Source organism: Rothia nasimurium, from assembly GCF_042660305.1.
Classification (GTDB): domain Bacteria; phylum Actinomycetota; class Actinomycetes; order Actinomycetales; family Micrococcaceae; genus Rothia; species Rothia nasimurium.
Genome location: NZ_JBHSTW010000018.1, coordinates 119,521 through 138,069, shown reverse-complemented (window position 1 = coordinate 138,069; position 18,549 = coordinate 119,521). Strand labels below are relative to the sequence as shown.

The 18,549-nt window shown below is 60.7% G+C and carries 15 protein-coding genes and 3 tRNA genes; 5 read left to right on the top strand and 13 right to left on the bottom strand.

The window, feature by feature from the left end; all coding sequences use genetic code 11:
- Positions 1-14: 14 nt before the first annotated feature.
- The 6 genes from ACFP6B_RS07535 to ACFP6B_RS07510 form a co-directional block, all read right to left on the bottom strand.
- The gene (locus ACFP6B_RS07535) at positions 15-1,808 is read right to left on the bottom strand and encodes a dynamin family protein (protein ID WP_377128859.1); all 1,794 of its coding nucleotides are present in this window, start codon (positions 1,806-1,808) and stop codon (positions 15-17) included.
- Between the two features lie 106 nt (positions 1,809-1,914).
- Positions 1,915-1,987 (bottom strand) — tRNA-Glu (locus tag ACFP6B_RS07530).
- A gap of 243 nt (positions 1,988-2,230) precedes the next feature.
- Positions 2,231-2,303: transfer RNA gene (locus tag ACFP6B_RS07525), tRNA-Glu, on the bottom strand.
- Positions 2,304-2,328: 25 nt separating this feature from the next.
- Positions 2,329-2,400: transfer RNA gene (locus ACFP6B_RS07520), tRNA-Gln, on the bottom strand.
- 309 nt (positions 2,401-2,709) lie between these two features.
- Positions 2,710-4,224, bottom strand: a complete 1,515-nt coding sequence (gltX, locus tag ACFP6B_RS07515) for a glutamate--tRNA ligase (RefSeq protein WP_377128856.1) — start codon at positions 4,222-4,224, stop codon at positions 2,710-2,712.
- Between the two features lie 49 nt (positions 4,225-4,273).
- Positions 4,274-5,050, bottom strand: a complete 777-nt coding sequence (locus tag ACFP6B_RS07510; RefSeq protein ID WP_237185915.1) for a fumarylacetoacetate hydrolase family protein — start codon at positions 5,048-5,050, stop codon at positions 4,274-4,276.
- 308 nt (positions 5,051-5,358) lie between these two features.
- On the opposite strand from ACFP6B_RS07510, the gene ACFP6B_RS07505 reads away from it, so the two are divergent.
- On the top strand, positions 5,359-7,041 hold the full coding sequence (locus ACFP6B_RS07505) for an ABC-F family ATP-binding cassette domain-containing protein (RefSeq protein ID WP_377128853.1): 1,683 nt from the start codon (positions 5,359-5,361) through the stop codon (positions 7,039-7,041).
- A gap of 86 nt (positions 7,042-7,127) precedes the next feature.
- On the opposite strand, the gene ACFP6B_RS07500 is transcribed toward ACFP6B_RS07505, so the two are convergent.
- The 6 genes from ACFP6B_RS07500 to thrC form a co-directional block, all read right to left on the bottom strand.
- Positions 7,128-8,225 (bottom strand): branched-chain amino acid aminotransferase, encoded by a 1,098-nt coding sequence (locus ACFP6B_RS07500; protein WP_377128850.1) that lies wholly within the window; start codon positions 8,223-8,225, stop codon positions 7,128-7,130.
- 113 nt (positions 8,226-8,338) lie between these two features.
- Positions 8,339-9,397 carry a 3-isopropylmalate dehydrogenase gene (locus ACFP6B_RS07495; RefSeq protein WP_377128847.1) on the bottom strand — a complete coding sequence of 353 codons (1,059 nt, stop codon included), beginning with the start codon at positions 9,395-9,397 and terminating at the stop codon, positions 8,339-8,341.
- 65 nt (positions 9,398-9,462) lie between these two features.
- On the bottom strand, positions 9,463-9,813 hold the full coding sequence (locus ACFP6B_RS07490; protein WP_377128844.1) for a hypothetical protein: 351 nt from the start codon (positions 9,811-9,813) through the stop codon (positions 9,463-9,465).
- Positions 9,814-9,835: 22 nt separating this feature from the next.
- On the bottom strand, positions 9,836-10,117 hold the full coding sequence (locus tag ACFP6B_RS07485) for a type II toxin-antitoxin system RelE/ParE family toxin (RefSeq protein WP_377128841.1): 282 nt from the start codon (positions 10,115-10,117) through the stop codon (positions 9,836-9,838).
- Positions 10,107-10,367 (bottom strand): type II toxin-antitoxin system RelB/DinJ family antitoxin, encoded by a 261-nt coding sequence (locus ACFP6B_RS07480; RefSeq protein ID WP_237204488.1) that lies wholly within the window; start codon positions 10,365-10,367, stop codon positions 10,107-10,109. The genes ACFP6B_RS07485 and ACFP6B_RS07480 overlap by 11 nt, the downstream gene beginning before the upstream one ends.
- Positions 10,368-10,555: 188 nt before the next feature.
- Positions 10,556-11,983, bottom strand: coding sequence for a threonine synthase (thrC, locus tag ACFP6B_RS07475; protein WP_377128837.1), 1,428 nt, complete (start codon positions 11,981-11,983; stop codon positions 10,556-10,558).
- A 123-nt stretch (positions 11,984-12,106) separates the two neighbouring features.
- Between thrC and ACFP6B_RS07470 the strand changes: the two genes are divergently transcribed.
- The 4 genes from ACFP6B_RS07470 to ACFP6B_RS07455 all read left to right on the top strand — a co-directional run bounded on the left by ACFP6B_RS07470 (position 12,107) and on the right by ACFP6B_RS07455 (position 17,534).
- The gene (locus ACFP6B_RS07470) at positions 12,107-13,354 is read left to right on the top strand and encodes a sensor histidine kinase (protein WP_377128834.1); all 1,248 of its coding nucleotides are present in this window, start codon (positions 12,107-12,109) and stop codon (positions 13,352-13,354) included.
- A gap of 109 nt (positions 13,355-13,463) precedes the next feature.
- Complete coding sequence (locus ACFP6B_RS07465; RefSeq protein ID WP_377129469.1) at positions 13,464-14,090, top strand: response regulator; 627 nt, start codon at positions 13,464-13,466, stop codon at positions 14,088-14,090.
- A gap of 98 nt (positions 14,091-14,188) precedes the next feature.
- A complete protein-coding gene (locus tag ACFP6B_RS07460) occupies positions 14,189-14,938 on the top strand; it encodes an ABC transporter ATP-binding protein (RefSeq protein WP_377128831.1) in 750 nt (249 codons plus the stop codon).
- A 1-nt stretch (position 14,939) separates the two neighbouring features.
- The gene (locus ACFP6B_RS07455) at positions 14,940-17,534 is read left to right on the top strand and encodes an ABC transporter permease (RefSeq protein ID WP_377128828.1); all 2,595 of its coding nucleotides are present in this window, start codon (positions 14,940-14,942) and stop codon (positions 17,532-17,534) included.
- 52 nt (positions 17,535-17,586) lie between these two features.
- Here the strand turns inward: ACFP6B_RS07455 and ACFP6B_RS07450 are convergent, their stop codons facing one another.
- Positions 17,587-18,507: a hypothetical protein gene (locus ACFP6B_RS07450; RefSeq protein ID WP_377128825.1), complete on the bottom strand. Its 921-nt coding sequence runs from the start codon at positions 18,505-18,507 to the stop codon at positions 17,587-17,589.
- Between the last annotated feature and the right edge of the window lie 42 nt (positions 18,508-18,549).

The following is an 18,549-nucleotide window of genomic DNA, read 5'->3' as shown; positions in this document are numbered from 1 at the left end:
GTGGGTACTCTCGCTTACTTGGTCTCGGCAGTGGGTGCGGGGGTAGTTGCGGTGGAGGCGGACGCCAGCTGCTCCCCCGCGCGGGCCAGGATCTGGGCCGCTTCGGTCAGATCGGCAGCTGAGGGGGTTTCGGGATCGCTGCTGCCGCTTGCCTCATCCAGGCGCTGGGTAAAGCGTTCCTGCTGGCTGACAAGGAGCTCTCGCATACGCTCTTCGAGGCGGGTGCGGGCACCGGCTGCCATGCGGCGGACGGCGTCCTCACCAAAAATTGCTTCGAGCAGTTTCTGGCCCACTACGCCCGAGCCGCCGGCGATACCCACTTCTAGGCCGGTGAGGCCGCCGGTCATGGAGAAGACCGCCACCATCAGAATCACGGCGGTGACGTTTACGCCCAGCGACATGAAACGGGCCCGCTGGCGTTTACCGGCGCCTTCGGCAGCGATGATGTCCATGACGTCCTGCTGCCAGGCTCGGATTGACTCGGCGACCTCTTCGGAGAAGTTCTCGCCCAGGGCTGCCAGGTCGTCCCCGGCCAGAAGGGCGCGCCCGGCTCGGTCTTCGAGCCAGCGGCGCTGGGCGGTTTCGGCAGCGGCAGCAGCCTCTTCCATAATGACCGAGTGGAGGCCAACTTCAAGGGCCTGTTCCACCTCTACGGCGCGGGTAGGCGGGGTGCCTCTGAAGAAGCCGGCGACGCGGTCGCGCACCTTGCCGATAGTGGTTTCTACCTGGCGGAAGAATTCACCGGTACCCACAAAGTCCTGCCAGCGGGTCAGCACCTCGCCACGGAGCATCTGCCCGTCCTGGGTGGCCTCGTTCAGGTTGGCCAGGGCTCGCTCAAAGGCTGAGGTGACGTCCGCACGCAGGCGGGCTTCGGCGTCCTGCTGTTCACCGGCAGCCTGGGCGAGAATAGCTGCCTGCTGCCCTACCGCCCGCACCGCGCCTTCTAGGGTGCGGCGGGCGATATCGGAGCGGGCATCCACGTCAGCACCCAGGGAGCGCAGCCAGAAAATCAGGGGGGTGAGGGCGACGGAAGGCAGCAGGCCGCGTTCGTCGCGTTCCTGCTCGGTCACAGAGTGAATCAGGGCGGGAGTGATGCCCGCTTCGGTCAGCATGCGGGTGAGGTCGGCTTCAATTTCATCCTCGGCGCCCTCGGGTACACGGTTGAGCACCACGGCGATGGTGATATCGCGGGCAGCGGCCTGGCGCAGAATCTCCCAGGGCACGGCGTCGGCGTAGCGGTTAGCGGTGGTGACAAACAGCCAGAGGTCGGCAGCGCGCAAGAGCTGCTGGGCCAGGCGGCGGTTCTCGTCTGAGACCGAATCAAAGTCGGGGGCGTCAATCAGGGCGATCCCGGCGGGCAGGGAATCAACTGGTACGGTGACCAGCTCGTCCTGGCCTTTGTGGGGGTTAGCGCCGGGCAGGGCTTCGCCGGGGGCTACCGGCACTCGCACCAGGTGGGGCAACATGCGCTCGGGGGTGAAGGCGTCCGCATCTTCAGGGCGGTGCAGAAGGACGGGCTGGCGGGTGGTGGGTCGGATCGCGCCGGAGCGGGTGACGGGCTCCCCCATCAGGGTGTTCACCAGGGTGGACTTGCCGGCGCCGGTAGAGCCACCCACCACGACGGTCAGCGGGGCATCGAGGGTAGCCAGCTTAGGCAGGATGTAGTCATCGAGCTGGGTGACGGCGGTACGCGCCTCCTTGCGCGCTGCGTCGGCTGAGCCGGTGACCAGGGGGAAGGACGCCGCAGCGAGGGTATTGCGGGCATCGCGAACTGCGGTGAGAGCGGGAGTGATTGATTCGTTGTGCACGTACCCTATTCTCGCATGTTTAGCGAAGCACGCGGGGCTTGGCAGTCAATGACGCTGTGGGCAAAAGAAAAGCTCTACATCCTAGTGGATGTGGAGCTTTTGCCTGTGACCCCAACCGGATTTGAACCGGTGTTGCCGCCGTGAGAGGGCGGAGTACTAGGCCGCTATACGATGGGGCCGAAACTCTTTCGAGCTGCTGCCGTTTCCGGCAACAGATAAAACTATACACACACCGTTTGCCTGTACGCAAGCTGGAAGGGTGTAATCTGTGCCATTTCTAAGAACACAGGCGCACGGGGCACATGTGGCGCCTACCGCCATATGTGGCGATGGTGCTGCCACATTTGGCGGCCATCGCAACATGTTGCATTCAGACACACGAAAAATCCCCCGCTTCGAACGAAGCGAGGGATTTTAGCCTGTGACCCCAACCGGATTTGAACCGGTGTTGCCGCCGTGAGAGGGCGGAGTACTAGGCCGCTATACGATGGGGCCGCAACATCTTGAAACAAGATGTTCGCTGGGATACCAGGACTCGAACCTAGAATGACGGTACCAGAAACCGTAGTGTTGCCAATTACACCATATCCCATTATTATTTGCTCCGGCTTGTTTTCCTTTCGGAATTCATCGCCGCAACGAGTAATAACTCTATACGAGCTTTTGAGGGCGTGCAACTCGAAATCTATAGATCTGGCTCACATTCAAGTAGTTCACCCCGTGTTTGCCCTTATTTCTAGCGGTTTTTGGCCCCAAAATTTTTGTAAAAATTCCTGAAAAAGCTGCTACGGGCGTCCTACTTCCCCACTTTTCCATCTTCCTAGGTCTTATAAAAAACACCACCCCGCTCCCCCACTACGCGGGGTCACGGGGCGGTGCGTGAGCTAAACCTCGAAATTTTTTAGGCCAGCGAAGCGCGGAGCTTCTTCAGGCGGGCAAGAGAGGAATCCTTGCCCAGAATCTCCATGGACTCGAAGAGCGGCGGTGAGATGCGCTGGCCGCTCATGGCGGTGCGCACCGGGCCGAAGGCCAGGCGGGGCTTGATCTCAAGGCCATCGACAATAGCTTCGCGCAGGGCCGCTTCGATGGTGGCAGCGGTGAAATCAGTCAGGCCCTCAACGGCGGTGATAGCCGCATCGAGAACTGCCGGTGCTGACTCCTTAAGCTGCTTGGCGGCGTCCTCAGCAACCTCGATGTTCTCATCGGCGGTGAAGAGGAAGCCCAGCAGGCCGGGAGCCTCACCCAGAAGCTGCATGCGCTCCTGAACCAGAGGGGCTGCCTCGGTCAGAATGGCCTGCTCACGCTCGGTCAGGTTCTCGAAGCTCTCAGCGGAGACCAACTGAGCCTTGTGCAGGAAGGGAACCAGGCGGTTGCGGAAGTCCTCTGCCTGAAGCAGGCGGATGTGGGTGCCGTTGATGGCCTCTGCCTTCTTGACGTCAAAGCGGGCGGGGTTAGCCAGAACGTCCTTGATGTCGAAGGCAGCAACCATCTGATCCATGGTGAAGATGTCTTCATCGTGGGAGAGGGACCAGCCCAGCAGGGAGAGGTAGTTAAGCAGGCCTTCCTTGATGAAACCGGCATCCAGCAGGTTGTAGAGGCTGGACTCGGGGTCACGCTTGGAAAGCTTCTTGTTGCCCTGGCCCATGACGTAGGGCAGGTGGCCGAATTCGGGGATGAAGCTGGTGACGCCAACCTCAACCAAGGCCCGGTAGAGGGCAATCTGGCGGGGGGTTGATGACAGCAGGTCCTCGCCACGCAGCACGTGGGTGATGCCCATGAGGGCGTCGTCGACGGGGTTGACCAGGGTGTAGAGGGGCTTGCCGTTGGCACGGACGACCACGAAGTCGGGTACAGAACCGGCCTTGAAGGTGATGTCACCGCGCACCAGGTCGTGGAAGGTGATGTCTTCATCGGGCATGCGCAGGCGCAGCACGGGGGTGCGGCCTTCGGCGCGGTAGGCGGCCTTCTGCTCCTCGGTCAGGTCACGGTCGAAGTTGTCGTAGCCCAGCTTGGGGTCTTCGCCCTTAGCCTTGTGGCGCTCTTCAACCTCTTCGGGGGTTGAGAAGTCTTCGTAGATGAAGCCGCCGGCCTTGAGCTTTTCTACCACGTCAGCGTAGATATCCATACGCTCTGACTGGCGGTAGGGGGCATGGGGGCCGCCGATGCCGACGCCCTCGTCCCAGTTGATGCCCAGCCACTGCAGGGATTCGAGCACCTGGTTGAAGGACTCTTCGGAGTCGCGGGCGGCGTCGGTGTCTTCGATACGGAAGACCATGGTGCCGCCGGTGTGCTTGGCGTAGGCCCAGTTGAAGAGGGCGGTTCGCACCATACCCACGTGCGGGGTGCCGGTGGGTGAGGGGCAGAAGCGGACGCGGGTCTCGCTGGGGTCGTTGAGTTTCAGAGCGTAATCACTCATGGATGCGGGCACATCCCTTTCTAGTTGAAAGCTGTTCGTAGGTTCTAGTTTACTCGGCGCGGACGGTGTTGATGAGGGAGCCGATACCCTCAACCTCAATCTCGACCTCGTTACCTGCGCTCAGGCGTCCTACCCCTGCGGGGGTGCCGGTGAGAATCACGTCGCCGGGCAGCAGGGTGAAGTATTCGCTGGCGGCGGCGACGAGTTCGGCGACGGAGAAGACCATGTCGGCGGTGGTGCCGTCCTGTTTGAGGTCGCCGTCAACCCAGGTTTGGATGGTGAGGTCGTCGGTGTCCAGGTCGGTTTCGATCCAGGGGCCGAGGGGGCAGGCGCCGTCGAAGCCCTTGGCGCGGGCCCACTGGATGTCGGTTTTTTGGGCGTCGCGGGCGGTCAGGTCGTTGGCGACGGTGAAGCCGTAGATGACTTCGGGCACGCGGTCCAGGGGTACGGACTTGGCGATGCGGCCGATGACGACGGCGAGCTCACCTTCGAAGGAGACGTTATCTGACCATTCGGGCAGGGCGATGGGGTCGCCGGGGCCAATCACGCTGGTGTTGGGCTTGAAGAAGAACTGGGGGGTGGTGGGGGTTTCGTTGCCCAGTTCGGACGCGTGGTCGCGCCAGTTGCGGGCCACACCAATGACCTTGGAGCGGGGAATGATGGGGGCCAGCAGGCGGACGTCGGCGATAGGGTATCGCTTATCGGTGGGGTTGATGCCGGTGTAGAAAGGGTCGCCGGAGAGAACGGTGATGGTCTCTTCCCCGGGCTCACCTTCAACCAGGCCAAAGTGCAGGGTATCGTCTACGGTAAATCGGGCAATGCGCATGGTTCTAGACTACCGGACTTGAGCACAAGGTTACTCGCTTTTCAGTAGGGACCAGATTTCTCTCAAATTCCTTCATCTCAATACATACAGCCGTCACTTTTCTGGTCCATTCGCAAAAAGCAGCAGCACTAGCTGAATTTCAGAAGTCGTTGACAACGTCCACCTTGCTCCCCTACAGTAATCACCAGTTCTTGTTCCCTACGGAAGGCTCCCCAGTGGATTTTTCAGCGGCTCTCTAGACCACGCTGAAACCCCTCACCGCGGTTTTCAGCACCTCACCTCTTTGACGCTGAATGGATCGCACCCTCATGCCTATTTCCGTATCTGAACCCCACCTTTCTTTTAACAGCCTCAGCCTGACCTGGCCCGACGGCACCCCTTGTTTTGAAAACCTCACCGGCGCTATCAGTGCCCCGGTTACAGCTCTCATTGGCGATAACGGCTCCGGCAAATCAACCCTGCTCAAGCTTCTAGCTGGCACGCTAGAACCAACGAGTGGCAGTATCAGCCGACCCGGTACCGTCGCCTACCTGCCCCAGGATTTAGGGCTCACCCCGCAGACAACCATTGCCGACCTCTTCGCTATCACCGACGTCCTCGACGCCCTCACCGCGCTAGAAACCGGCGACTACTCCGAAGAGCTCTACGACCGGATCGGTGATAACTGGGATGCCGCTGAGCAAGCCCAGGCTGCCCTGTCCGCGTCCGGCTTCTCTCCCGCCCTAGCCGCTACCGACGCCCGGGCCCTCATGCGGCGCACCGTCGGCACGCTCTCAGGTGGCGAGGCCGTCACCGCAGCCCTCACCGCATTGGTTGCCTCATGCCCCGGCGTCCTGCTGCTCGATGAACCCACCAACAACCTCGACGCCGACGCCCGCGCCACCCTCTACCGGCTCCTAAACAGTCTGCCTTGCCCCGTGCTCGTGGTCAGTCACGACCGTGACCTGCTCGAGCGGGTCGATGAAGTGCTGGAACTCAGGCAGGGGGCCCTGCGCTTTTTCACCGGTAACTACAGCGCCTACCGGCAGGCCATCGACAGCGAGCAGGACGCTGCCGCCCGCCACCTGCGCGAGGCCAAGCAGGTTGAGCGGCAGGAAAACCGGGAGCGTATCGAGGCTGAAACCAAGCTGGCCCGCGCAGCCCGGGCTGGGGCGACCGCCCAGGCTAACCGGCGGGGCTCGCGTATGTCGATGGGGCTGGCGGCTTCCTCAGCCCAGCGGTCAGCCGCTAAGGTTCGGCAGACCCACCAGGGCAGACTTGACGCTGCTACTGCAACCCGGAAGGCCCGGGAACGGGATATCCGCGAGGACCAGGCCATCTATCTTGACCTGCCCGGCACCCGGGTGCCAGCAGGTAAGCGGGTGCTGGAGCTAACCCTGCGACAGGGTACCGGTGCGGACGCCAGCCCCCACCAGGGTGAGCAGGAGCAGGCGGATGACGGGGCGGCGGCTACTACTCCCCTGCCTGAGCGGCTGATTGTCCAGGGCCCAGAGCGCCTGCGGCTAGCCGGAGCTAACGGGTCAGGTAAGAGCACCCTTCTGAGGGCAATTATGGGTGAGGTCCAGGCAGCCGACACTGCCCACTACACCTGCGACTACCGGGTAGCGAACACCGGCTACCTGCCCCAACGGCTGGCCCTCCCCCAGGACCAAAGTATGCTGCAGCTGGTCATGGCAGCCAACCCGACGCTGACCGAACAGCAGGTGCGCGACGACCTAGCCCGGCTGCTGTTCCGCCGGGAACGGGTGCACCTGCCCGTGGGAGTACTCTCCGGCGGTGAGCGATTCCGCGTGGCCCTAGCAACCGTCCTCTTGGCCAGCCCGGCACCCCAGCTGCTGATTCTCGATGAACCCACCAACAACCTCGATATGGCCTCGGTGGACTGGCTGGTCCAGGCGCTAGCCTCCTATGAGGGTGCCCTGCTGGTGGTTAGCCACGACGAAGCCTTCTGTGCGCAACTGGGCCTGACGGGCGTCCTGACCTTGCCCTAGAACAACTAGAAAAGACCATTTAAATCAGAAAAACCCACCTAGTTGGTGGGTTTTTCTGATTTAGGTGGTACCTACCAGAAGAAAGACTAGACCAGCTTCACGTTCCAGCCCAGGCGGTCCTCGACCTTACCGGTCTGAATGCCTACCAGCTCTTCGCGTAGGGCCATGGTGACCTCGCCGCCGTCCGCGCCAGAAGCCGAGGGGATCTCAAAGTCAGCGGCCTTGAGCTTACCCACGGGGGTAATGACGGCAGCGGTACCGCAGGCAAAAACCTCGGTGATCTCGCCAGAAGCTACGCCCTCGCGCCACTCGCTCAGGGTAATCTTGCGTTCCTCAACAGTGTGGCCGCGGTCCTCAGCCAGCTTGATGATGGACTTACGGGTCACACCGCGCAGAATCGTGCCGGTCAGCTCAGGGGTGACGATGCGTCCGTCCTTGTAGACGAAGAAAACGTTCATGCCGCCCAGCTCTTCAATGGCGTCATCGCGGTTGGGGTCCTTGAAGATAACCTGCTTGCAGCCCTGGGCCTCGCCCTCCAGCTGGGCGGCCAGAGAAGCCGCGTAGTTGCCGCCGCACTTAGCCTCGCCGGTGCCGCCCACACCAGCGCGGGCGTAGGTGGTCGAAAGCCAGATATCGACAGGCTTGGGGGTGCCGAAGTAGTTACCGGCGGGGGACGCAATGATGAAGAAGGAAACCTCGTGTGCCGGGCGAATACCCAAGAAAGCCTCGGTAGCAATCATGAAGGGGCGCAGGTAGAGAGATTCGCCCTCACCGGAGGGAACCCAGTCAGCGTCGATAGTCACCAGCTGGCGAATCGCCTCAACGAAGAGTTCTTCGGGCAGGTTAGGCAGCACCAGGCGGTCAGCTGACTTGTTCAGTCGAGAAGCGTTCTCTTCGGGGCGGAAGGTGGTGATGGATCCGTCCGCCTGGCGGTAGGCCTTGATACCCTCGAAGATTTCCTGGCCGTAGTGGAAGACGGACGCCGCAGGGTCCAGGCTCAGGGGGCCGTAGGGCAGAACCTGGGCGTTGGTCCATTCGCCGCCGTCGGTGTGGGTGCCGCGCCAGTCGATGCGCACCATGTGGTCGGTGAAGAAGTTGCCGAAGCCGGGGTTGGCGAGAATTTCGGCGCGGCGTTCATCGCTGGCGGGGTTGGGGTTGCGGTTGATGGTGAATTCGAATGACATGCTCATCCTTCAAACGGTGTCGTGGGGTCTGTATTCTAGGGTACCCCAGTGGCTTGTGCTCTGTTAGCTAGCTTACGCAAGACCCCACCGGGTTTCGGTGGGGTGCTGGCGTTTTAGTGGAGCTGGGCGAGGATTGCATCGCCTATTTCGTCGGTGGCGCGGGTTGCGCCGGGGTTGGCTGCGAGGTCTGCTTCTACTGCCTGTTCGATGCGGGCGGCACTGGTCTCGTGACCCAGGTGGCGCAGGAGCATGGCAGCGGCCAGGACGGTTGCGGTCGGGTTAGCCTTGTTCTGCCCGGCGATGTCGGGGGCTGAGCCGTGCACGGGTTCGAACATGGAGGGGTAGGTGCCATCGGCGTTGATGTTGCCGCAGGCTGCGTAGCCGATACCGCCGGTGATAGCCCCGGCCTGGTCGGTAAGGATGTCGCCGAAGAGGTTATCGGTGACGATCACGTCAAAGCGGGCGGGATCGGTGGTGAAGAAGATGGTGGCTGCGTCGATGTGCAGGTAGTCGGTGGTGACCTGGGGGTATTCTTCGGCGACCTTGTTGAAGATGCGGTTGTAGAGGGCACCGGCGTTGACCAGCACGTTGGTCTTGTGAATCAGGGTCAGCTTTTTCTTCTCGCGGCTAGCTGCCAGCTCGAAGGCGTAGCGCACCAGGCGCTCGATGCCGTAGGCGGTGTTGACCGAGACTTCGGTGGCGATTTCGGCGTCGGTTCCAGCGCGGAGCACACCGCCGTTACCGGCGTAGGGACCTTCGGTACCTTCACGGACAACTACAAAGTCAATATCGCCGGGGTTGGTCAGGGGTGAGACAGCGCCGGGAAAGAGGCGGGAGGGGCGCAGGTTGATGTAGTGGTCGAAGGAGAAACGCAGGTTGAGCAGGATTTCTCGTTCAATCAGGCCGCTGGGCACGGCGGACGAGCGTGGGTCGGCTCCCACTGCGCCGAAGAGGATGGCGTCGTGCTGGGCAAGCTTGGTTTTGGTCTCTTCGGTGAGGGTCTGACCGGTTGCGAGCCAGTGTTCTGCACCGAGGGGGTATTCGGTGGAGGTGACTGTGATGTTGTCGAGTTCGGCGGCGCGGGTGAGGACGCGGTGGGCTTGGGCTACTACTTCGGGGCCGATGCCGTCGCCGGGGATGACGGCCAGGTTGATGGAGCTGTTTTCAGTCATGGTTTAAGGCTAGTCCTGCGAGCGCAGCTTTGCCCATATTTTGACTGGTGGTTTCATATATTGATCTAGGGTGTGAGGTGGTCGGTAGCTGGTAGGGACGCTACCGGCTTATTGCCTGTGGGGGCTACTTCTAGGGTGGTGAGCCTGACGCCTGCTAGATGGGCGAGGACGAGCGCTTCCCCGTCCTGGGTACCTGCGGATAGGTAGGTGCGGGGTAGGCCCTGGTCGATGGGCTCGCCCGGGTACAGAAGGTTGTAGGTGAGGCAGGTGCCGCAGTCGCAGGCCTGCTCTATCTGTGCTTCTTCAAGGGCAGTAATTGCTGCCTCACGTTCTGCTGTATTCGGTTCGCGGTCGCTTGGGGTGTGGGGCTTGGCCAGGCGCAATACCGCCGCAAAGAACTCTTTTTCTTGTTCCATAACCACACTATAAAACAAAACGTTAGAAGAGCGTGTCATGACTACCTGTGCGGGTTAGGACGAGAAGAAGCTCGTCTCGTTCCACCTTATAAATCAGCAGCCAGTCCCCTTCAATGTGTAGTTCTCGATAACCCTTCCAGTTCCCCTTGAGTGCATGATCCTTGTATTTAGTGGAGAGCAGGTCGCGATCTTCAGCTAAAAGTGCTTCAACAGCCTTGGCTAGCTTTTCGGGCTTGTAGTGCTTTCGAAAGAGTGCTTTGGCATCTCTTTTGAACTGGCTGGTTCGGTGGATTCTAGTCAGCATCGGTCAAATCAGCCATGAGAGCCTCAACCGATGTGAAGGTTTTCCCGTGCCGCTGCTCAGCTTCCTGGCGCGCTCGTACATTGAGAGGGTTCTCGCGGTGCGGAGTAAAAGGTAGACCGTTATCAACGAGCGACTGCTTAAGGAACATATTCAGTGCAGTGCTGAGGTCAAGGCCGAGGTCACTGTAGAGTTTTCGTACCTCTTCTTTTGTGGCGCTATCGGTGCGGAAGGAAATTGTTGCATCAGTCATGAGTGCTCCTGTTATTACAGTGTCATTACAGTTGCACCCTACTCGCGTGAATCTATCTTTTCAAGACTTTTACCGAGAAACTCATGCGTTCAAGCATCCCAGTAACAAGAAACCACATGCCCTGTCACCAGCCCCAGAATTCAGCTGGGGAGTAACCAGGCATGTGGTTCTATAGGTGGTGAGAACGGTTAGACGTTCTTCTCAATCAGCTCCTTGACAGCCTCAACGTCGTTGGGCAGGTCAATCACGTGGCGGTCGGCGTCCATGATGCCGACAAAACGCTCTGGGATGGCAGGCTCAGCGCCGGTGGCTTCGAGGATGGTTTCAGCGAATTTAACCGGCAGGGCGGTTTCTAGGCAGATGATGGGGGTATTAACCTTCTCTGCCCAGTCGCGGGCTACCTTGACGCCGTCCGCGGTGTGGGGGTCAAGCAGCACACCCAGGCGCTCGTGGGCATCGCGGATGGTGGCGATGCGGTCGGCGTGGGTTGAACGGCCAGAGGCAAAACCGTAGCGCTCAGCAGCTTCGGCGAAGGCCGGGTCATCGGTCAGGGAGAATCCGCCCTGGCGCACCTTGAGGCCAAAGAGGTCAGCGGTCCGCTCGGCGTCACGGCCCAGCAAGTCAAAGACAAAGCGCTCAAAGTTTGAGGCCCGGGAGATATCCATGGAAGGGCTGGAAGTCTCGTAGGTATCAGCCGAAGAACGCACCCGGTAGTCGCCGGTGCGGAAGAATTCATCCAGCACGTCGTTCTCGTTGGTGGCCACAATCAGGCGGTCGATGGGCAGACCCATCTGGCGGGCGATGTGGCCGGCGCAGATATCACCGAAGTTACCGGTGGGCACACAGAAGGACACCTTCTGGTCATTGCTTTCGGTCGCGCGAATCCAGGAGGAAACGTAGTAGACGATCTGAGCCATCAGGCGGGCCCAGTTGATGGAGTTGACCGCGCCAATGCGCTTCTCAGCCTTAAAGGTGGCGTCAGCAGAAATAGCCTTGACCACATCCTGGCAGTCGTCAAAGACGCCGTCGAGGGCAACGTTGAAGATGTTTTCATCATCCAGGCCGAACATCTGGGCCTGCTGGAAGGGGGTCATGCGGCCAGCCGGGGTGAGCATGAAGACCTTGATACCGGGGCGGCCGCGCATGGCGTACTCGGCAGATGAACCGGTGTCACCCGAGGTTGCACCCACGATATTGAGGGTCTCGCCCCGGCGGCCCAGTTCGTACTCAAAGAGTTCACCCAGCAGCTGCATAGCCATGTCCTTGAAGGCAGCGGTGGGGCCTTCTGATAGGTGGCCGATCAAAATACCGGGTTCCAGTTCAGTGACAGGCACAATTTCTTCGGAGGCAAACTTGGGGTAGGAGTAAGCCCGGGCAGTCATGGCCTTGATATCGTCGGCAGGGATGTCGTCGATGAAGAGCTGCAGCACCTCAGCTGCCAGCGCCGCGTACCCTTCTTCTGCCAGAACGGTTCGCCAGCGGGTGAGGGTGGCCTCGTCAAGAGCAGGGTAGGTTTCGGGTAAGTAGAGACCGCCGTCGGGGGCTAGGCCACCGAGCAGGATGTCGGTGAAGCGGGCGGGAGTCTTGGATGCGTCGCGGGTTGAGATGTACTGCATGGGTATAAGCCTACCGAAACTGCCCGGCCGGTGGCGCTATGCGCTCATACTGCGGTATGAATTTAGGGTGCGGACGCCCGCCGTCACCTTATCGGGGTGGGTGTGGCTTTTAGACTTAGGAGGGTGGATACCCTACAGATAGAACTGGCTACTACCCAGCGCCGGAAGAAGCTGGTCAATGCGATCGCTGTTGCCCTGGGGCAGATACTGACCCTGCTGATAACTCTTGCCTTTGGTCTTTCCATGGTGGAGGGCACCTGGGCACTGATCTACATCGTTGCTTGGCTTGTTGCTACGTCCAGTCTCTACTTCCGGTATTCCCGTCCGGTCCTGGTCTTGGTTCTGGTGGTGGTATCGCTGCTGGTTACTATTCCTGCTCAGTACCCTGCGGTGGGCTCCTGGTGGGCAGCCCCGGTGATGGTCTACCATCTAGTGCGCTATTTTTCGCGCCCAGTCCGTATTGGTACTTTTCTTGCGGCTCTGCTTGCTTCGCTCGTTGGCGGCTTTGTTTTTGCTCGTGCCTTTTTGGTCTATGATTTCACAGCTTTTGAGTTCTACGTTACCGCTCTGACCGCCGCTTTTATCTGTGCGGCTATCGTTACCATTGCCTGGTTCTTTGGGGATTCCCGGCGGCTGCGCGAGAACCGCCACCGGGCACTTATTGAGCGCAACCGCCAGCTGGAACATGAGCGGGAACAGGAACGGGCACTCGCAGCCCTGGACGAGCGGGCTCGCATCGCCAGGGAGATGCACGATATCGTGGCGCATTCGCTCTCCGTCATCATTGCCCAGGCGGACGGCGCCCGCTACGCAGCGACCGCCCAGCAGGCTGGGAGTGGGGCGGGGGCGTCCGCTCACAATGAGGCCGTGGAGCTAGCTGCCCTAGGTACGATTTCTGAGGCGGCGCGGTCCTCCTTACAGCAGATGCGCACCCTACTGGGGGTGCTACGCACGGACGAGGGCACCACCGTTGAGCCCCTGCCCGCCCTGCACAATGTTCCCCAGCTCATTGAACAAACCCAAAAGCTGGGCATACCGGTGAAGTTCAGTACGGTCTCAGGGGTTGAAGAGAAACTCCCGCAGGGAGCGGATTTGACCATTTACCGTATCGTTCAAGAGGCTCTCACCAACGTAGCCAAGCATTGCCCGGGTACGCCCCTCGTCACCGTCACCATCAGCGAGGGCAAGCAGACCCTGGATATTGACATCACCAATCTGCCCCAGACAGAGCCCAGCTCGCCCCTGCCCGGTACCCGCCGAGGCCTCTTAGGTATGCGCGAGCGCGTTGATATGTATAAGGGAACGCTGCACTACGGCCGCCTAGCCGATGGGTCTTTTAGGGTCTTTGCCCAAATCCCTTTCGTGCCCTAAAGACACCATCACTAAAGCCAGCCCCAACGATGACCAGGAACGATAGAGTAAAACCGTGATTAGAGTTCTTCTTGTAGATGACCAGCAGCTTGTGCGGTCTGGCCTAGCTATGCTGATTGGGTCGCAGGCCGATATGCAGGTAGTAGCTCAGGCAGGGGACGGCCAGCAGGCTATCGAGCAGGTCGCCGCGTGCCAGGCCCAGGGACAGGGGCCGGACGTCGTGCTCATGGACGTCCGTATGCCTGTGCTCGACGGCATTGAAGCCACCGGCGCTATCATCGCAGCCCACCCCGAGGTCAAGGTCGTCATGCTGACCACCTTCGACATCGACGACTACGTGTACGCGGCCGTCCAGCGCGGAGCCAGCGGCTTCCTACTCAAGGACGCCCCACCCGAGGAGCTTCTGGGTGCCATCAGGACGGTGCAGCGCGGGGATGCCGTCATCGCCCCCAGTGCCACCAAGCGGCTTCTAGAACAGATGATCCCCCACCTGGCAGGTGGAGCCTCACCCCAGCGGACGCCCCAGAAACACGCCGATAAAATTGCCAGCCTCACCAACCGCGAACGCGAACTGTTCCTGCTCATTGCCCAGGGGCTGTCGAACGGGGAGATGGCCCAGCTGCTCTTCGTGTCTGAGGCGACCGTCAAAACCCACGTCTCGCACATTTTGGCTAAGCTCGAAGCCCGCGACCGGGTGCAGGCAGTGATTATCGCCTACGAGGCGGGGCTGGTTTAACCCTGGAGAGGTTTTCATACCTAGGTATGAGGCCCAGCTCTTTCCAATCACTCCCCGGTGCGATGTGCCCCGTCCCACTGCCTTGCCATACTGGGTATATGAGCACCTCACACACTATTCCTATCGCTGTTTCTGCCCGGAATCTTTCTAAAACCTACGCGGGTGAGTCCCCCGTGCACGCACTGCGCAACATTTCCATTGCTTTTGAGCGGGGCAAGTTCACGGCCATCATGGGCCCCTCTGGCTCCGGCAAGTCAACCCTGCTGCACACGCTGGCAACTCTCGATGCCCCCGACCCCGGGGAACAGACGTCCGTACAGGTCAAGGGCGTGGAGCTGACGGGGCTCAAGGATGCCGCCCTAGCTGAGTTCCGGGCCCGTAATATCGGCTTTATTTTTCAGGCCTTCAACCTGATCCCCACGCTCACAGCAGCCCAGAATATGGAACTGCCCCTGGGCCTGGCCAAGATGGCGGTTGATACCATCTGGCGCGATGAGCTGGTACGCACCCTGGGCCTTGAAGACCGCCTCAAGCACCTGCCCTCCCAGCTCTCCGGTGGGCAACAGCAGCGGGTGGCTATCGCCCGGGCCCTGCTCCCGCGCCCGGCCGTCATTTTTGCGGACGAACCCACCGGCGCCCTCGACTCGGCGACCAGCACCGAGGTGCTGGGGCTCCTACAGCAGGCCAGCCGGGAACAGGGGCAGACCATTTTGATGGTGACCCATGATCCGCTCGCGGCCTCTTACGCTGATCGGGTGCTCTTGCTCAAGGACGGCCAGCTAGCCGGCGGTCTCGAAGCTCCCACCCAGACCAGTGTGCTCTCAGCCCTGGCAAGGCTAGGTGATTAAGATGGCTACCACCCTAAGTACCGTCGCTTTCTCCAACCTGGGCAAGCACCGCCTGCGCTTTGCCCTCACCTCTATCGGTATCGCGATTTCAGCCTTCTTTCTCACCTCTGTGCTACTGATCAATACCTCCTTCTATGACGAGGTGAGGCAGGCAGCAGGCCAGAAGTACTCCACCTCCGATGCCGTTGTTGAAACCACCAACAAATTCACTCAAGGGGACGCCACCGACTTCCTTCTCAGCAAGGAGCAGGCCGACCGGGTAATGAGTCTTCCCGCAGTTGAATCTGCCTGGGCAGTGGCCGCTACCTACTCCGTTATCCATACACCAGCTGAAAGAGAGAAGGCAGAGAGCACCTACAGCATCGTTCAAGCCGATATGCCAACCGAGGCCTTCTTCCCCTATCCCCTGAAAGAGGGCAGCCTACCGGCGTCCGCCCATCAGATAGTGATTACCGACCGGGCAGCAGAAGCTCTCGCAGTAGGGGTGGGCGGAGCGGTCGTCCTCGATGATCTTTCTACCGTAACCGAGCAAACCGACCTGGCAGAGCCCCTCCCCCAGGCGGCCTACACCGTCACCGGTATCTACGAACGCCCCACAGGCTACAGAGCGGGACCAGATATGGTCTTTACACCGGGTAACGGTGTAGCAAACTACATCGAACGCAGCCGCGCCTATTGGGGTAACACCCCCGACGGCATCTACGAGCAGGTTCTTCTGAAGCTCAAAGACCCCGCCTCTACGTCTTTAGTGGAGCTCAAGCAGGCTCTTGCCAACTCCCCCACCCTTACCGTCTCGTCGGTTGAGGAACAGATTAGAAACGATGTCGGCAAGGATGTGGGCAGCTACACCGCCCTGCTCTCTATTCTTTTCGGCTTTGGGGCTCTCTCGCTCCTTATGAGCTCCTTCATCATCGCCAGCACCTACAAGGTGCATGCGGCAGCCCGCTCCCGTGAACTGGCTCTGCTTCGTACCCTGGGCGCTACCCGCCTAGCGGTGGTGCGCATGCTCCTGGTTGAGGCAGCGGCTCTCGGCGCGCTCTCCTCCCTCGCAGGTATCATCACCGCCTACCTTGCCGCTCTAGTTTTCAACGAAAGTGGCCGCATCACCTTTAACCCGCTAGCGGGTGCTCTCGCCATGCTGGTCTGCACGCTCGTTACCCTCGCCGCCGTGCTCAAGCCGGTCTGGGCGACCCGCGCCATACCGCCGGTGGCGGCGCTCAACGGCTACCAGGAGCTTCCGAACGCTCCCCGCACCAGGCACACCTGGGCTTATATCGGCCTCTGTCTTGTACTCACCCTGGCTACAGCAGCCTGCGCCTTAGCCGGGCTTCAGGAGAGCCATGCGGGTCTCATCATGCTGGCTACGGTTCTGGCCGCCCTTACCTTCGTGGTGGCAGCTCCCCTGCTCTTCGCACCGGGCCTCGCCCTGCTCCGGGTCTTTGCCCGCCCCTACTCCACCGCGGCCCTGGCCCACAGCAATATCGCCCAATCGCGGGCGTCCGCCTCAGTGACCGTGCGTATGGTCTTTATCTGCGCCGCCTTCGTCAGCGCAGCCCTCACCGGTTATTCCACCATGCAGCAGAGCTTCATGGCAGAACTAGACCGTAACTACCCCTACGACGTTGAAGCTGTACTTGCCGAACCAGACGTCGCTCGCCTGCAGGAGATACAGCGCCAGGTTTCCCAGCTCGACGGTGTGGACGCTGCCCTTGTGGCCCTGCCCCAGGGTAGTGTGGTGACCTCGTCCGATAGCTGGTTCAGTACAACGGTCTACTCCGTAGACCCCGAAACCCTCACCCGCCTACACGGTGAGCAGACCGGCCAGAAACTGACCGAGCAGACGGTGCTGCTGAGCCAGGCCTATGCAGATTCCTTCGGGTTTCAGGAGGGCCAGCAGCTCTACATCGAAGGAACCCGTGACGCTGTAGAACTCACCGTTAGCATCACCCCTGATACGCTGCGCGGCTTCCTCATCACCACGCAGAATGGCAACATCATCAGCGGCACAGACCTGGTAGACCCCACCGGAGAGAACACCGAAGCAGGCCTGCTCCAGGCTAATTTTGACCCCGGTATCAGCTGGGGCGACCACTTCTCGGTGCTCAACCCCATCGCCGAAATCACCGGCCTCGACGCGGGTGAACTTTCGGGCGTAGTCACCGAAAAAGCCCGCTTGCAGGGTGATATGCGCTCAGTTCTCTGGGGCGTTCTGGGGCTTCTATCGGCCTCACTGCTGGTCTCACTCGTGGGACTTGCCAACACCCAGCTACTGAGCACCCAGCAGCGGCGCAGGTCCTACGCCCTACTTCGTATCAACGGCCTCTCCAGCCGTCGATTGCAGGCTGCTGTCAGCTACGAAACCCTGCTACTGGCTGTCTTCTCCCTCATCTGGGGTGCTGGAGCCGGCCTTATCACAGCCTTGCTCCTGCTGCAGGTTTTTGCTGTCAACAATTTCAACCTGGTCTACAGCGTGCAGGCCTGGCACTACCTAGCGGTTATCGCAGGCGGCCTTGCCCTGGCCTGGGCCACGGTCTTTTTCCCGGCCAGGTCAGCCTCCCATATACCGCCGGTTGCTGCCCTGCAGGAGGTGAACTAGCAGGGCGGGGGCGGGCGTCCGCCCCTCAGAGAAGCGGACGCCCGCCCCTACCCTAGCTGGCAGAGGGGCTAGCGGTGGGGGTGGGTACCGTCACCGATGAGGTGTTCTTGGGGTCGGTCTTATCAGCGGCAACCCGCTCCCCGGCTGTAGCGTGAATCGCTTCGAGCTCTTCAGAGAACTGCTCAAGACGCTGGTAGACAGCCTCATAGTAGGAGTTCTTTAGGTCGGTGATAGAAGAGTCAAAGGAAATGCTCTCACGGCAGGAGATATCGGCCTGCAGCATCTTCTCGGCGCTATCAGCCCCCAGCAGGCTAGCGCTATAGGCTGCCTGGTCGGTGCTCGAGGCCTGGCCGAACCCCGCGTCCTTCATGCAGGTAGCCCACGACTCCTGCAGGGCCAGGTAGTTCTCATCGGCCCGCAGGCTGGTCTCAATAGCCTGGGCGAACTCGGGGGCCAGCAGGGCCGCCTTCACACCGCTCTCTACAGAGCCGTAGATGTACTCATAGCTCTGGGCCATGCAGCCAGCCGAGTTTAGCTCGCCGCTGGAGTACTCTATGAAAGTCACGGTGAAGGTTTCGCCGTCCTTACCCAGGTAGGCATCCAGTCCCGCCTCGTCAAAGCTAGCGGTAGCCCGGCCTTCAGCGGCAGGTAACTGACCGTAACCCGAGGCTTTCAATTCCTCGGTGGTTCGGCCCGTATAGACCGCAGAGTCCAAGGTCAACCCAGCCTCAGGCTCCTGGTAGCTACCGCCCGCCTCAGCCACACAGCGCTCCACAAAAGCCCGGCGGGCAGACTCAGCCTCAGCAGGCGGGAAAATCCAGGACTGCAGAGCCTCAAGATGCTCAGTCTTAGCGGTCTCAGCAGTCAGCTCATCAAAGTTCTGAGGCTGCGAAGAACACCCGGCCAACCCTAAAGCTGTGAAACAACCAAGCACAGCGAGCCCTTTTACATAGCGGTTCGTAAGTAATGACACGGCGTCCTCCCTAGATAATCAGCCTCAATTCTAACTACTATG

Excerpts from the sequence above, each read along its gene's own strand:
- gltX (WP_377128856.1), bottom strand. The coding sequence starts at position 4,224 with ATGAGTGATTACGCTCTGAAACTCAACGACCCCAGCGAGACCCGCGTC.
- ACFP6B_RS07510 (WP_237185915.1), bottom strand. The coding sequence starts at position 5,050 with ATGCGCATTGCCCGATTTACCGTAGACGATACCCTGCACTTTGGCCTG.
- ACFP6B_RS07505 (WP_377128853.1), top strand. The coding sequence starts at position 5,359 with ATGCCTATTTCCGTATCTGAACCCCACCTTTCTTTTAACAGCCTCAGC.
- ACFP6B_RS07500 (WP_377128850.1), bottom strand. The coding sequence starts at position 8,225 with ATGTCATTCGAATTCACCATCAACCGCAACCCCAACCCCGCCAGCGAT.
- ACFP6B_RS07495 (WP_377128847.1), bottom strand. The coding sequence starts at position 9,397 with ATGACTGAAAACAGCTCCATCAACCTGGCCGTCATCCCCGGCGACGGC.
- ACFP6B_RS07490 (WP_377128844.1), bottom strand. The coding sequence starts at position 9,813 with ATGGAACAAGAAAAAGAGTTCTTTGCGGCGGTATTGCGCCTGGCCAAG.
- ACFP6B_RS07485 (WP_377128841.1), bottom strand. The coding sequence starts at position 10,117 with ATGCTGACTAGAATCCACCGAACCAGCCAGTTCAAAAGAGATGCCAAA.
- ACFP6B_RS07480 (WP_237204488.1), bottom strand. The coding sequence starts at position 10,367 with ATGACTGATGCAACAATTTCCTTCCGCACCGATAGCGCCACAAAAGAA.
- thrC (WP_377128837.1), bottom strand. The coding sequence starts at position 11,983 with ATGCAGTACATCTCAACCCGCGACGCATCCAAGACTCCCGCCCGCTTC.
- ACFP6B_RS07465 (WP_377129469.1), top strand. The coding sequence starts at position 13,464 with ATGCTGATTGGGTCGCAGGCCGATATGCAGGTAGTAGCTCAGGCAGGG.
- ACFP6B_RS07460 (WP_377128831.1), top strand. The coding sequence starts at position 14,189 with ATGAGCACCTCACACACTATTCCTATCGCTGTTTCTGCCCGGAATCTT.
- ACFP6B_RS07455 (WP_377128828.1), top strand. The coding sequence starts at position 14,940 with ATGGCTACCACCCTAAGTACCGTCGCTTTCTCCAACCTGGGCAAGCAC.